The organism is Streptococcus sp. 21.1, assembly GCF_016648635.1.
Classification (GTDB): domain Bacteria; phylum Bacillota; class Bacilli; order Lactobacillales; family Streptococcaceae; genus Streptococcus.
The window spans coordinates 64299-79444 of the sequence record NZ_JACLQL010000004.1; the positions used below are offsets into that span (position 1 = coordinate 64299).

General features: G+C 41.1%; 10 protein-coding genes and 1 pseudogene. All 11 read right to left on the reverse strand.

From position 1 onward, the window contains the following. Positions 1-91: 91 nt before the first annotated feature. Positions 92-1114, reverse strand: a complete 1023-nt coding sequence (gene ilvC, locus H7U01_RS04250) for a ketol-acid reductoisomerase (RefSeq protein WP_201041169.1) — start codon at positions 1112-1114, stop codon at positions 92-94. Positions 1115-1189: 75 nt separating this feature from the next. Then, the gene (gene ilvN / locus H7U01_RS04255) at positions 1190-1666 is read right to left on the reverse strand and encodes an acetolactate synthase small subunit (protein WP_064523524.1); all 477 of its coding nucleotides are present in this window, start codon (positions 1664-1666) and stop codon (positions 1190-1192) included. Further along, complete coding sequence (locus H7U01_RS04260; RefSeq protein WP_201041170.1) at positions 1659-3359, reverse strand: acetolactate synthase large subunit; 1701 nt, start codon at positions 3357-3359, stop codon at positions 1659-1661. The genes ilvN and H7U01_RS04260 overlap by 8 nt, the downstream gene beginning before the upstream one ends. A gap of 133 nt (positions 3360-3492) precedes the next feature. Continuing rightward, complete coding sequence (gene ilvD / locus H7U01_RS04265) at positions 3493-5214, reverse strand: dihydroxy-acid dehydratase (protein WP_201041171.1); 1722 nt, start codon at positions 5212-5214, stop codon at positions 3493-3495. Between the two features lie 168 nt (positions 5215-5382). Further along, a complete protein-coding gene (locus H7U01_RS04270) occupies positions 5383-7050 on the reverse strand; it encodes a DAK2 domain-containing protein (protein ID WP_201041172.1) in 1668 nt (555 codons plus the stop codon). Next, on the reverse strand, positions 7050-7415 hold the full coding sequence (locus tag H7U01_RS04275) for an Asp23/Gls24 family envelope stress response protein (protein ID WP_002885694.1): 366 nt from the start codon (positions 7413-7415) through the stop codon (positions 7050-7052). Before H7U01_RS04275 ends, H7U01_RS04270 begins: the two co-directional genes overlap by 1 nt. Positions 7416-7526: 111 nt before the next feature. Next, positions 7527-8813, reverse strand: coding sequence for an MATE family efflux transporter (locus tag H7U01_RS04280; protein ID WP_201041173.1), 1287 nt, complete (start codon positions 8811-8813; stop codon positions 7527-7529). A gap of 61 nt (positions 8814-8874) precedes the next feature. Beyond that, complete coding sequence (gene thrC / locus H7U01_RS04285) at positions 8875-10359, reverse strand: threonine synthase (RefSeq protein WP_201041174.1); 1485 nt, start codon at positions 10357-10359, stop codon at positions 8875-8877. 159 nt (positions 10360-10518) lie between these two features. After that, positions 10519-11496: a hypothetical protein gene (locus H7U01_RS04290; RefSeq protein WP_155213319.1), complete on the reverse strand. Its 978-nt coding sequence runs from the start codon at positions 11494-11496 to the stop codon at positions 10519-10521. A 25-nt stretch (positions 11497-11521) separates the two neighbouring features. Beyond that, positions 11522-12367 (reverse strand): hypothetical protein, encoded by an 846-nt coding sequence (locus H7U01_RS04295; protein ID WP_155213318.1) that lies wholly within the window; start codon positions 12365-12367, stop codon positions 11522-11524. Between the two features lie 161 nt (positions 12368-12528). Next, positions 12529-15141: pseudogene (gene adhE / locus H7U01_RS04300) on the reverse strand (bifunctional acetaldehyde-CoA/alcohol dehydrogenase); the annotation flags it as partial. Positions 15142-15146: the final 5 nt, after the last annotated feature.

Below are 15146 nucleotides of genomic sequence, written 5' to 3' on the forward strand. Positions count from 1 at the left end.
TATCTACCAAAAAAGAGCAGTAGGATTGATTCCCAACTACTCTCTTCAGAAACAAAAAACCAGCACTAGGCTGGTTTTCGAGACTATCACATTAGTTATAGATTTTGAATGCGTCGTCGTCGTTTTGACCAACGAATGGCATTGCTTTACGCAATTCAGCACCAACTTTTTCGATTTCAAGGTTAGCAGCTTCTTCACGGTAAGCAGTAAGTTTTGGACGTCCAGCCTTGTAGTCGTTAACGAAGTCGTTAGCGAATTTACCGTTTTGGATGTCAGCAAGAACTGCTTTCATATTTTCTTTCACTTGTTCAGTGATAACACGTGGACCTGATACGTAGTCACCGAATTCAGCAGTGTTTGAAATTGATTGACGCATTTTCTTGAATCCACCTTCGTAGATCAAGTCAACGATCAATTTCATTTCGTGAAGCACTTCAAAGTAAGCCAATTCTGGAGCATATCCAGCTTCAGTCAAGACTTCAAAACCAGCTTCAATAAGGGCAGTCAAACCACCACAAAGAACTGCTTGTTCACCAAACAAATCTTCTTCAGTTTCTTCTTTGTATGTTGTTTCAAGAAGACCAACACGTGCTGCACCAACACCTTTACACCAGTCCATAGCGATGTCTTTAGCGTTACCTGTAGCATCTTGGTATACTGCGTAAAGAGCAGGTACACCAAAGCCTTCTTCAAATGTACGACGTACCAAGTGACCTGGTCCTTTAGGTGCACACATAAATACATCAACATCTGCTGGTACTTTAATGAATTCAAAGTGGATGTTGAATCCGTGAGCAAAACCAACAGCGTTACCAGCTTCAAGGTTTGGAGCGATTTCTGCTTCGTAAAGTTCTTGTTGGATTTCATCTGGAGCCAAGATCATGATAACATCAGCCAATTTAGTTGCTTCTGCTACTGTGTAAGTATCAAAACCATCTTCTTTAGCTTTATCAAATGATTTACCTGGACGAACACCGATGATAACATCGTGACCTGTATCACGCAAGTTTTGTGCATGCGCATGACCTTGTGAACCGTAACCGATAACGGCGATTTTTTTACCATCAAGTGCTGGTACTTTTACGTCTTTTTCATATTCCATTTGAACTGCCATAGTAGTATGTCTCTTTTCTAAAATAATATTTAATTGCCTTTTTAAGGCTGGGTTAACAAATTTATAATGGATTTTTTAATCGCGGGTAAATCCAGTAGCACCCGTACGAGCAATATTCTTGATACCGTAAGGTCGAATAACTCGTAGAAGCGCCTCACTCTTCTCAGCATCACCAGTCATCTGGATAGTGATAGAGCTTGGTGCAACATCCACCACCGAAGCACGGAAGGGTTGAATGATTGCCAAGATTTCAGCACGTTTAGAAGTTGGTGCTGACACCTTGACCAATATAACCTCACGCTCCAAGTGGGGACGATCAGTGATGTCACGAATGCGAATCACATCAATCTGACGATTAAGCTGTTTAATAATCTGCTCAACCTCATTATGAGAATTCACATCAATGATAATTGTAATACGTGAAACATCAGGATTTTCCGTTGCTCCAACGGAAATACTCTCAATATTGACCTGACGGCGTGAAAGCACTCCAGTGAAGCGATTAAGAACACCTGATCGGTTCTGAAGTTTAGCTGTTAACATTCTACGCATTGAACTTCACCCCCAACATTTCATGATTACTCTTACCAGCTGGAACGATTGGCAAAACATGCTCTTTACGAGAGATATCAACCTCGATGAACATCGGCACATCCTCTTTGATAACTTCCAAATCCTGATCAATCGTTTCTGGATTATCAAACTTATAAGACTTAATGCCATAAGCTTGAGCCATCAGTTGAAAATCAGGAAGAGTGTCAAAGACAGACTCTGACGTGCGCCCTTCGTAGAAGGACTCTTGCCATTGACGCACCATACCAAGTGAGTGGTTATTCAACATAACAACCTTGATTGGCACCTTGTAAATGTTTAAAATAGCCAATTCTTGGTTCGTCATTTGGAAACCACCATCACCAACAAAGAGGATAACTTCTTTATCAGGATTAGCAATTTTAGCACCAATTGCTGCTGGGACACCAAATCCCATGGTTCCAAGACCACCTGATGTCACCAGTTGACGCTCATTTTGGTATGGATAATACTGAGCTGTCCACATTTGATGTTGCCCAACGTCAGTGACAACAACTGCATCACCCTTAGTCAATTCACCGATACGCTCGATAACTGCCTGAGGCTGTACCATGCGTTCTTTCTTATCGTAAGAACGTACACGCTCTTTATCTTTTGTGACTTTTTCAATCCATTTTTCAGTGTTATTCTTAACCACTGGTTCTGCTAAGAGCATTCCAAGAGCTTGCTTGGCATCACCAACAACTGGTAAATCTACCGCAATAATCTTGCCAATCTCAGCCGGATCCACATCAATATGAACAACCTTTGCATTCTTAGCAAATGTTTTTGGATTACCTGTCAAGCGATCATCAAAACGACAACCTATGGCAATCATAAAGTCAGCATCAGTCATAGCAATATTAGATGCATATGAACCGTGCATACCACCCATACCCAAGAAGAGGGGATGACTAGTAGCAATTGTTCCCTGACCTAGAAGACTTGTAACAACTGGAATTTGGTAGCGTTCTGCAAAAGCAACTAGCTCCTTAGCAGATTCAGAATAAGCCACTCCACCCCCAGCTACAATAACCGGCTTCTTAGCTTTGCCCAACTGTTTCAAGATTTTCTTAATTTGCATCTCGTTTGGTCTCAGCGTCGGTTGGTAACTTGGAAGATTGATTTCAGGATCGTTGATGAACGCAGTTTCCTTAGCTACAACATCTTTTGGAAGGTCGATAACAACCGGACCAGGACGTCCTGTCGTTGCGATATGAACCGCTTCTCGAATAGTACGAGGAATATCAGCCGTATCGCGAATCTGGTAGTTGTATTTAGTAATTGGCATGGTAATTCCGACAATGTCAGCCTCTTGGAAGGCATCCTTACCAATACCTGGTGTTGCAACCTGACCTGTAAAGACTAGGAGAGGTACACTATCACTCATAGCATCTGCAATGCCGGTAATAGCATTCGTTGCACCGGGGCCACTCGTTACAAGAGCAACACCGAGTTTACCAGTTGATTTGGCATAACCTTCAGCTTCGTGCAGACTTCCTTGCTCATGACGAGATAAGATATGATTAATCTTGTCATTTTTGTAAATAGCATCATACAAAGGAAGAACCGCTCCGCCAGGATATCCAAAGATAGTTGAAATCCCAAGTTCAAGAAGTGTATCAAGAATTAAATCAGCACCAGAGCGTGCTTCTTCAAGTTCAATTTTCTTCACATGGACCTCCTTTAGTAGTTGTTTTTTTCGAATTGTCTAAAAATTCAAAACCTTGTATACTATGATAACATTTTTAACCAAATTTGCAAGGGTTTCGGAGAAAAATATCACAAACTCTTCGGAAAGAATGTTCTTAGTTTTTTTCTTGTGCTTGACGTTCTGCTTTACGTTCTTCGAATTCTTCGTCACTCATCAAAGTTCCGCCAACATTGGCTGACTTAGCAAAGGCTGTATAGCGACGCAACCAACCACTTGAAATTTTTGATTTGAAAGTTTTCAAATGTTTGCGGCGTTCTTCAAGGGTTGCATCATCGACAAGCAGATCAAGGGTACGATTTGGTAGGTCAATCACGATTTCATCCCCATCTTCGATTAGGGCGATATTACCACCTTCTGCTGCTTCTGGAGAAACGTGACCAATAGCAATACCACGAGTAGCTCCTGAGAAACGACCATCCGTAATCAGAGCCACATCCTTACCAAGACCGCGTCCGACAATCTTAGAAGTTGGTGCCAACATTTCTGGCATACCAGGTCCACCCTGAGGACCTTCGTAACGAATGACAACGACATGGCCCTTCTTAACTGTTCCATTATCAATCAATTCAAGGGCCTGATCTTGTGAATCACAACAAATAGCTTTACCACGGAAAGTTTTAACAGATGGATCTACACCACCGACCTTGATAACAGCTCCATCCTGAGCAATATTTCCGTAAAGGATAGACAAACCACCAACTGGTGAGATAGGATGCTCAATTGGATGGATAATTTCTTCATTCTTGATTTCAGCACCAGCTACGTTTTCTTTCAAAGTTTTACCAGTAACTGTAATACGATCACCTTTAATGGCTCCTTTTTTAATCAACTGATTAATAATGGCTGGAACACCACCAGCTTCATGGACATCATGCATAGTGTAAACACTTGAAGGTGCAATTTTAGAGAGATAAGGTGTCTTCTTGGCAATTTCGTTAATCTCCTTAAGGTCATAGTCAATACCGGCCTCACGCGCAATAGCAAGAGTATGAAGAACAGTATTGGTTGAACCACCCATGGCCATATCTAGAGCAAACGCATCATCGATGGCTTCTTTGGTCACAATATCACGTGGGCGAACATTATTTTTGATGTTATCCATCAATTTTGTGGCTGCTTGACGAACCAATTCACGACGTTCATCTGAAACGGCTAGGATAGTACCGTTACCTGGAAGGGCAAGGCCCAAAACTTCCATCAAACAGTTCATTGAGTTAGCGGTAAACATTCCTGAACATGAACCACAAGTTGGACAAGCATTTTTCTCCAAATAATCGAGCTCATCCATGCTCATATCACCAGCCTGATAAGTACCTACTGCTTCAAACAAACTTGAGAGAGTCGCTTGATGACCAGTCATGTCAACGCCACCCTTCATAGGTCCACCAGAACAAAATACTGCTGGCACATTAGTACGCATGGCCGCCAAAATCATCCCTGGTGTAATCTTATCACAGTTAGGAATGTAGAAAACCCCGTCAAACCAGTGGGCATTAATAACTGTTTCTGCAGAATCGGCAATCAATTCACGAGATGGAAGACTGTAACGCATCCCAATATGTCCCATGGCAATCCCATCGTCCACACCAATGGTATTAAACTCAAAAGGAATACCGCCAGCCTCACGGATAGCTTCCTTGGCAATATCTGCTAATTCACGCAAGTGAACATGCCCTGGAACAATGTCAATATAAGAGTTACAAATAGCAATGAAGGGCTTTTGCATATCCTTGGCAGATTTAACTTGCCCAGTCGCATACAAAAGTCCGCGTGCTGGTGCCTTATCAACACCAACTTTGATCATATCACTTCTCATGATCTTACCTTCAATCTATAAAATTTCTTACAACATATGTTACCACTTTGGAAAGTAATGTCAAGGAATTTTCAGAATATTTTTGTAATTCCGAAAAGATATCCCTGCTATATCAAAACTGACAAAACAAAAAGGAAGCCCTAAGACTTCCTAAATGATTATTCAAAATTATTCAACACTGAAGAGGTATGGATAAACTGGTTGGTCTCCTTGGAAGATTTCAACTTCGATATCTTCGTGAACCTCTTCCAATTTTTCCGCAAGTGCTTGAGCTTGTTCTTGATTACCTTCTTCGCCGACGTAAATCATAACAATTTCACTGTCTTCATCAATCATCTTGTCAAAGGTGTCAAAAAGGGCTTGGTCCATATCTGGGGTAGACACAAGGATCTTACCATCCACCATACCAAGGATATCATTTTCATGAATCTCAAGACCATCAATAGTTGTATCACGTACTGCCAATGTCACGCTACCACTTGTTACATCTGAAAGACTAGCTGTCATAGCTTCAACATTAGCTTCGATACTTTGGCTAGGATCGAAAGCGAGCAAACTTGTAAATCCTTGTGGTACTGTACGTGTTTCAACAACAGCCGCATTGACATCTACTACTTCAGCAGCTGATTGCGCTGCCATAAAGATGTTTTTATTATTTGGCAAGATGATTACATTCTTAGCATTGACCTGTTCAATAGCCTTAACAATATCTTCTGTTGATGGGTTCATTGTTTGACCACCTGAAATCACATAGTCAACACCTTGTGATTTGAAGATTTCTGCAAGGCCATCTCCGGCAACAACTGCAATAAGGGCAAAGTCTTTAGGAGCAGAAGGTGCAGCTTGGATAGCTTCTTCTTTTTGAACTTGTGCATCGTGTTGGTTACGCATGTTGTCAACCTTAACTTTGACAAGAGCCCCATATTTAAGACCTTCTTGCATGACAAGACCTGGATCCTCTGTATGGACGTGAACTTTTACAATTTCATCGTCGTTAACCACAAGAAGTGAATCCCCAAGGTTACTCAAGTAATTTTGGAACTCTTCATAGTCAAAGTCTTTCACATAAGTCGGACCTTGTTTGAGACCAATCATGATTTCCGTACAGTAACCGAAGGTAATGTCTTCTGTGGCAACATGACCAGCAACTGACTTATGGTGTTCTGCATTGATCATCTCTGTCATCGTAGCAGGTGTCGCTTGGAAGTCCTCTGAAGCGATATACTCACCTGTAAGGGCTGACAAGAAACCTTCATAAATAAAGACCAAACCTTGACCACCTGAGTCTACTACTCCAACTTCTTTCAAAACTGGAAGCATCTCTGGTGTCTTAGCCAAGGCAGCCTTAGCTCCGTCAAGAGCTGCACGCATAACCTCAACAGCATCATTCGTAGATTCAGCTTTCTTAATCGCTGCTGAAGCTGCACCACGTGATACTGTAAGGATTGTTCCTTCGACAGGTTTCATAACAGCTTTATAAGCAACTTCAACCCCTGCTTGGAAGGCGTGAGCTAAATCTTGACCATCAAGTTCCGTTTTATCCTTGATACTTTGACCAAATCCACGGAACAATTGTGACGTGATAACACCTGAGTTACCACGGGCACCCATCAAAAGACCCTTAGACAAAATCTGACCAACTTCACCAACTGTTGAAGCTGATTGATCTGCGACAGCTTTAGCTCCGTTATCCATAGTCATTCCCATGTTTGTTCCAGTATCTCCATCTGGTACTGGGAAGACATTGAGTGAATTCACATATTCTGCTTGCTTACCTAGACGTGTTGCTGCCGCTTGGACCATCTCCTGAAGCAAGCTTGTTGTAATTTTAGACACTAGTTTTCTCCTACGACTTTAATATTTTGAACGTAAACATTTACTGTTTCAGCCTTGATACCGAGTTGATTCTCAAGATTAAATTTCACACGTTCTTGAATATTTTTTGAAACCTCACTAATCTTAACACCGTAACTCATAACAGTGTAAACATCCACAGTAATACCTGCATCAGTAGATTTCACGACAACTCCTTTTGCGTAGTTTTCCTTTCCAAGAAGTGCTTGAAAATTATCTCGGATAGCACTCTTACTTGCCATACCGACAACGCCAAAAATTTCTGTTGCTGAACCGCCAACTACTGTTGCGATGACATCATCTGACAATTCGATTTGACCATCTTTTGTATTGATTTTTACAGTCATAATTACTACCTCAAAAAGTTTTTATCAGCTTATTTTACCATATTCGAGCTTACTTGTAAAAAATAAGAAGAAGATACCCTTTGAATAAGAGTATCTCCTCAATATTTATCATTAAAACTTTCTCTTTATGAGATAACGACGGTACATCACATAGAGGAAGACCGCACGCCATACATTATCAACAACAGTTGCAATCCAGACGCCTGCAAGACCCATTCCCAAACTCACTCCTAGGAAGTAGCCTGAGAAAATTCGGATAATCCACATCCCAATAGTTGTCGCATAGAAAGGCATCTTAGCCTTACCCAGACCTTGCCAAACTGCAGTGTAGACTAGAGTCGCCGAAGTCACGGGATTCCCAAGGAAAGAATAAAGAATAACTACCTGACTAGCCGCAATAGCTGCTTTATTATCTATAAAGAGACTTGATAATCCTTGTCCAAAAAGCAAGATACCCCCTGAAACCAGAACCATCAAGAAGGTTGAAATCCAATAAGACTCTCGTATAATACGCTTCATCTGCGCCTTATCCCCTCGTCCCAGACTATTGGCAACCAAGATAACTGTAGCCGTGGCGACTCCCATACCGGGCATATAGTTAAACTGAGTGAGGTTTTCACCAATGGCGTTACCACCGACAACGGCTGTACCAAAGGTAACAATAATAGCCACAATGACCACATCTCCAGCACGCATCATCAGTCGTTCACCTGCTGCTGGCAGAGCAATCCCCAACAACTCCCTGTTGAAAGGTTTGGTAACTTCAAGCTGCTTCACATCCAGTTTCATCGCTTGCCACAGTATCACTGTCCCAACCAGACGAGAAAAAACCGTAGCCGTTGCGACCCCAATAATCCCCCAATGTCCCACAAAGATAGCTAAAGAAGATAAAATAGCATTAAGGACATTAGTCAAAAGACTGACGACCATGGAAATACGAGGCCGTCCCTTGGCCCGTAATATGTTACCAAAAGTAGTCATTAAGGCTAGGAAGACCACTCCTCCACCGACAAGAGCAAGGTAGAGACTACCAGCCTGAGTCACAGATTGCTCAGTACCTAAAAGATTAAGAATGGCCCCACCACCAAAAATGGAAAGTAAACCAAGAATGAGACTAAGAGCAAGGGTAATAATAATAGCATCCCAGGTGTCTCGGTTAGTCGCTTTAACATCTCCCTTCCCTAGACTTCTAGCAATGACACTGGCACTTGAGGCTCCTAGAGCAATGAAGATAGCTTGGTAAATCGTGATTATATTATTGGCTACGGAAACCCCTGATATGGCGACAATACCAACCTGAGCCACTAGGTAAGAATCGACAACCCCCATCAACATTTGTAGAAGGTTTTCGGCCATAGCAGGCAAGGCTATGTTTAGAATTTTCTTTGTTTCTGTCATAATATTCTCTTCTATATTGATAAAAATAGGGCTGATTTCTCAGCTCCTATTTTTTTTATTCTTATACACCAAGATAGCTTTCAACTGCTTTTTGCATATCAGCTGCCGCAACAACTGTTTTATGGCGAACTTCCGCATGTTCAAGTCCATCTACAGCAGCTGGGATAGCTACACCTGAAAGTTGGTGCAAATCTTCTACTGCTTTGAAATCATCCCCACTGTCTTTACCAGTGACAGCTGAAATAGCCACACGTGGGAATTTATATGGGCTAGCTGTTGAAGCGATAACTGTAGGGGTGTGGTCATCTGTCTTTTGAACATATGCTTCGTAAACCGCTGAGGCAACCGCTGTATGAGGATCTTCGATATACTTGTCTTCTTCATAAACACGTTTGATTTCAGCAGCTGTTTCATCCTCAGTTGCAAATCCTGCTGCAAACAAGTCAAGAATATCTTTATCTGCACCAGCCAAAGTATACTCGCCCTTAGTCACAAGTGCATCCATGAGCTCTTTAGTCTTAGCAGCATCATTACCAAGAAGGTGGAAAATCAAGCGTTCCAAGTTAGAAGATACCAAGATATCCATAGAAGGACTTGTCGTTACCTTGAAATCACGTTTCTTGTCATAAGTACCCGTTGCGAAGAAGTCTGTGAGGACGTTATTTTCATTAGAAGCACAGATTAATTTGCCAACCGGAACACCAATCTGACGTGCATAATAAGCCGCCAAGATATTACCAAAGTTTCCTGTTGGTACTGTGAAGTTGACCTTATCTCCGTTTTGGATATGACCTGCCTTAACCAACTGCGCATAGGCATATACATAGTAAACCACTTGTGGTACCAAACGACCAACGTTCATTGAGTTAGCTGATGAGAATTGCGTATGATGAGCCAACAATTTCTCACGCAAGTCAACATCATTAAACATACGTTTCACATCGGTTTGGGCATCATCAAAGTTACCATCAATGGCAATAACGTGAGTGTTAGCTCCTGTTTGAGTGGTCATTTGCAATTCTTGGATTTTTGAAACACCGTCTTTTGGATAAAAGACAATAATTTCAGTTCCAGGAACATCTGCAAAACCAGCCATAGCAGCCTTACCAGTATCACCTGATGTCGCTGTCAAGATAACAATCTTATTATCAACACCTTGCTTTTTAGCTGATGTTGTTAGCAAGTAAGGCAAGATTGAAAGGGCCATATCTTTGAAAGCGATAGTAGAACCATGGAAAAGTTCAAGGTTGTAGTGGTTCTTAAGTTTAACTACTGGTGCAATAGCAGCTGTATCAAATTTGTCGTCATAAGCATTTGTGATACAGTAATCTAATTCCTCTTCCGTAAAATCATCCAAGAAAGCTGACAAGACCAATTTAGCAACTTCTTGGTAAGAAGCATCTTTCAATTGATCAAAGTCCAAAGCAACCTCAGGTGTTGACAATGGTGTGAACAAGCCACCATCTGTTGCCAAACCTTGAAGAATAGCTTGACTAGCAGTTACTTTATTATTTTCGTCACGTGTTGATTGGTATACAAGTGTCATGGTAAATCCTCTTTTTAGATAGTGTGTGGCTCTATTGTAGCATAATTGTCAGAATATTTCTACACGTATTGTGACTTGTGAGAAAATCATTCGGATATCACCTTATTCTCTTCCCTCAACGACATGAAAAAATCCGGAATAGCGATTCCGGATGTCATTTTAAAATTTATCTTTGGTGTCATTCTTAGTTGAGAAAGTAATATCTTTTGATTTACCATCACCACTAAGCGTTACTTTCTTGTCTTTTTTAGTCACTTTTAGCTCTTGACCTTTTTTCACATTGAGACCATCGATATCAACATCTTTATTGACAGAAGTAACAGTCATCTTATGTCCCAAGCGACTAACCTTCCCTTTGAAAAGGGTTGTTGTTGTTTCGCCTGTCTTCGAATCATACTTTTGACCATTATCTTTCGCAGCTTTTTCAAGAGCTTCATCAAGTTCTTTTTCTATGGTTTCCTCACTATAATAGTTTTCAAAGGAATCTCCATAGAAGGCTTTAAATAAATCTCCAAAGGCTGAGAAGGACTTCTGAACCCTCTCACGATAGTCCTTGATATAGGTTTTCTTATCAAAAGTATAGCTAGCAGTCACCTTCGCATTGCTACCTTTTACTTTCATGGTTACAGCAGTATCTTTAAAGTACTTTTCAAGCTCCTTACTATCCAAGTCTGTCAAACTTTCAGACATGCTTGAGCTATACTCTCTACCTAGAGAACTACTGTACCATTTGCCATCAATATTACCTGTCACATAACGGTAAGTCATAAAGCCACCGATACATAAGAAGACAAGGACTACTGCTGACAAAACTGAGACTAGGATGCGTTTTTTCTTTTTGGAATCCATTGGTTTTTTAGGAGCCAAATTTGCCATAGCTACTTGTCCTTCTGGAAAAGGAACCGTAGAAGGTGCAGTTGCTGTTACTACTGGTGCCGTTTCAGTTGGTAGAGGACTAGTACTTGTCTCGACGATTTCCGCCTCAACCTTAATGGGTTCAGTAGTAACTGTATCTTCAGTTTTAGCCGGTGCTTCATTAATAAACTCTCCAGCTTTCAACGCATCCGCCATTTCCTGAACACTCGGCTTACGTCCGTTTACCGTTTCAAAATAGTCCAACCATTCTGCTCTTGTCATTTATATTCCCCTTTAATTTCCTTTTTTATTTATTTTTTGTAAAGCTAATGTCACCAAATTCACTGTGTGCCTTAATAGTAAAGCCTCCATTGTTAGGCGTATAATCTAATACATCACCTTTTTTAAAAGCATCTGAATCTCCAGCCTTATCCACAGTGATTGTTTGCTCCCAACGGTTAATATCACCCGTAAAAGCAGTTGTTGTGACACGACCGGTTTTGGCATCGTAGGTATAACTCTTTGGAAGTTCTTTCTTCACTGTCTCATCAAACTGTTTATAGTAGTCTTTTTCTGACAATGAATAACTATCAAAAACCTCCGAGAACTCCTCGCCGTACTGACCTTTCAATTCAGTAACTCTACTCTGGTAAGCCTGATAAAGACCTTTACGATTGTAAACAAAGCTCACTTTTAAGTGAGCCTTATTGTCAGTAATACTCATTACTGTATTGATATCGGTGATAAGATCTTGACCTTGTGGTAAAGCATTACTAACTTTATTCTTAGTATTAGCAGTATCTTTCAGAGTGGCTAACATTTTCTCACTAAAGGTTGGGCTTGTCCAATCGCCCTCAATGCTTGCGACTCGATAACGGTATCCCATCACGAGACAAACAATCAAAAGTATGGTGAGTATCGCTGCAATCACACCTGATACCATCCCCACAATATTCTTTGAGGTTACTGGCTCCTTTGATTCTTTTACTTGTTGACTAGGATTGAATTGAACACTCACCATCCTATCAGCATTAAACTCTTTAAACTTATTAGTCGCTCTATTCCCTGCTGCAGAAGCCACTGGTGGCCTCAATTCACGAGACTTGAGAGGATGTGCTGTTTCACCCAAACTAAGCCCTTCTTCTTTTGTCATAGGAATCTCCTTATCTCGCTGTAAGGTTATTATAACAATTCTTAAAGCGTTTTTCTATCTTATTCGGGAAAGTCCTTTATTTTTAATTTGGATAAACACTCTAATATAGAAGGTTTCTAGCAAAAAAAAGTAGCCCCTATAGAGCTACTTTAGTCTATCGCTTATCCTTTATAATCAAAGGCAATTTCGATGATTTCTTTCAATTCTGAAATAAGTGGTTCTTTCGGATTAGCTGTTGTACATTGGTCTTCATAAGCATGTTCGGCCAAAGTATAGGCAGTGTCTTGAAGAAGTTTCTTAGTAACACCTTGTCCCTTCCAGTTCATGTCAATACCAACGGCAATACCCAATTCGTATACTTTTTGTGCCAAAACTTCAACCAACTCAGCATCTGATTGCTTGTCAGTACCCCATCCCATGAAACGAGCGATATCTGCGTAATCTTTGTCTGCACGGAAGTAGTCATATTTAGGGAACATAGCGTGTTTTTGAGGATCACGACCGTTGTAACGGATAACGTGAGGCATCAAAATCGCATTAGTACGTCCGTGTGGAATGTCAAACATAGGACCAACCTTATGAGCTAGTGAGTGGTTGATACCAAGGAAGGCATTGGCAAAGGCCATACCAGCCATTGTTGACGCATTATGCATCTTTTCACGTGATTCTTCATCACCAAAGCGGTAAGAATGTTCAAGATTTTCAAAAACAAGTTTAATTGCTTGGAGTGAAAGCCCACGTGTATAGTCACTAGCCATGACTGATACATAAGATTCAATGGCGTGAGTCAAAACGTCCATACCTGTATCTGCTGTAACGCTGGCAGGTACACTCATAACCAAAGCAGGGTCAACGATAGCAATGTCCGGAGTCAAAGCATAATCTGCCAATGGGTACTTGATATGAGTTTCACTATCAGTGATAACCGCAAATGACGTTACCTCTGAACCTGTCCCTGAAGTTGTTGGGATACAGATGAATTGTGTCTTCTGAGCGTAAGGAATCTTGTAAGTACGTTTACGGATATCCAAGAATTTTTGTTTAGCACCGAAGAAGCTTACATCTGGGTGTTCGAAGAACATCCACATAGCCTTAGCAGCGTCCATTGCAGAACCACCGCCAAGAGCGATGATTACATCTGGTTGGAAATCTACAAAGCGTTCCAAACCTTTATAAACGGTATTAGTAGATGGGTTTGGCTCAACATCTGAGAAAACATCTACTGCCGGTCTGTGGCGGTTAAGTTCCAATTGGCGTTTAACCAAGTCTGCATAACCAAACTGAACCATACCAGGGTCACAAACCAACATCACGCGCTCAGCTTCAATGTGACGCAAGTAAGTTATTGAATCTTTTTCGAAGAAGATTTTTGGTGGGACGCGAAACCATTGCATGTTATTGCGACGCTTTGACAATGTTTTAACATTCAAGAGATCAAATGAGCTAACATTGTGTGACACTGAGTTATGACCGTGTGAACCACAACCAAGAGTCAATGATGGAATCATGTTATTGTAGATATTACCGATACCACCTTCAGCTGATGGGCTATTAACCAAGACACGGCAGGCTTTCATGCGGATACCATATTGGAGTTGGAGCTCTTCATTTTCAGTGTGGATAACAGCAGTGTGTCCAAGACCACCCAAATTGAGCATGCCTTCTGCTTTTTTGAATCCATCTTCAACGCCATCAGATTTGATAAGAGCAAGTACTGGAGACAATTTTTCCAAGGCAAGTGGGTGTTCCATTGTTGCATCTGGAATTTCTGCCAAAAGCATTTTTGTACCTGCAGGAACTTTAAGGCCAGCTTTTTCAGCAATTTCAATAGCTGAGTGACCTACAATGGCACCATTTACAGCTGTACGCGCTTCATTAAGAACGACTTTTTCCAATTTAGCAATGTCAGCTTTTTTAGAAATGATGACACATTGATGTGCTTCAAATTCAGCCTTAACTTCGTCATAAATAGCTGCATCAACGATAGCTGCTTGTTCAGACGCACAAATCATACCATTATCAAAAGTTTTTGAAACGATGATATCGTTGACCGCACGTTTAACCTTAGCATCAGCAGCGATGTAAGATGGGACGTTTCCAGCTCCTACACCAAGTGCTGGTTTACCAGTTGAGTAAGCTGCTTTAACCATACCAGGTCCACCAGTCGCAAGTACTGTGGCAATCTTAGGATGGTTCATCAAGAGACCAGTCGCTTCGATAGATGGCTCTTCAATCCACTGAATACAGTTCTTAGGTGCACCAGCTTCAATAGCAGCATCGCGAACAATGCGCGCAGCTTCTGCTGATGATTTTTGAGCTGATGGGTGGAAGGCAAATACAATTGAGTTACGTGTTTTCAACGCAATCAAAGCTTTGAAAATAGTAGTAGATGTTGGATTAGTTGTTGGAGTTACCCCACAGATAACACCTACCGGCTCAGCGATAGAAACCAAACCTTGTTCTTTATCTTCAGCAATAACGCCTACAGTTTTGTCATATTTAATACTATTCCAAATGTATTCAGAAGCATACATGTTCTTGATGGCTTTATCTTCGTAAATACCGCGCCCTGTTTCATCAACGGCCAATTTTGCCAAATACATATGTTTATCTAGAGCAGCAATCGCAGCTTGGTGAACAATATGGTCCACTTGCTCCTGCGTAAAGTTAGCCATAGCATCAAGGGCTTCAACCCCTTTTGTTGCCAATTCATCTATTACTGTTTGAACATCTTTAGTTTGTTTAGTCATATGAAACTCCTTTGAATACTTGTTAAAAA

What these genes read in the sequence shown, in the direction of transcription:
- H7U01_RS04280 (WP_201041173.1), bottom strand. Translation starts at nt 8,813, where the DNA reads ATGACAGAAACAAAGAAAATTCTAAACATAGCCTTGCCTGCTATGGCC.
- H7U01_RS04290 (WP_155213319.1), bottom strand. Translation starts at nt 11,496, where the DNA reads ATGACAAGAGCAGAATGGTTGGACTATTTTGAAACGGTAAACGGACGT.
- ilvC (WP_201041169.1), bottom strand. Translation starts at nt 1,114, where the DNA reads ATGGCAGTTCAAATGGAATATGAAAAAGACGTAAAAGTACCAGCACTT.
- ilvN (WP_064523524.1), bottom strand. Translation starts at nt 1,666, where the DNA reads ATGCGTAGAATGTTAACAGCTAAACTTCAGAACCGATCAGGTGTTCTT.
- thrC (WP_201041174.1), bottom strand. Translation starts at nt 10,359, where the DNA reads ATGACACTTGTATACCAATCAACACGTGACGAAAATAATAAAGTAACT.
- H7U01_RS04275 (WP_002885694.1), bottom strand. Translation starts at nt 7,415, where the DNA reads ATGACTGTAAAAATCAATACAAAAGATGGTCAAATCGAATTGTCAGAT.
- ilvD (WP_201041171.1), bottom strand. Translation starts at nt 5,214, where the DNA reads ATGAGAAGTGATATGATCAAAGTTGGTGTTGATAAGGCACCAGCACGC.
- H7U01_RS04295 (WP_155213318.1), bottom strand. Translation starts at nt 12,367, where the DNA reads ATGACAAAAGAAGAAGGGCTTAGTTTGGGTGAAACAGCACATCCTCTC.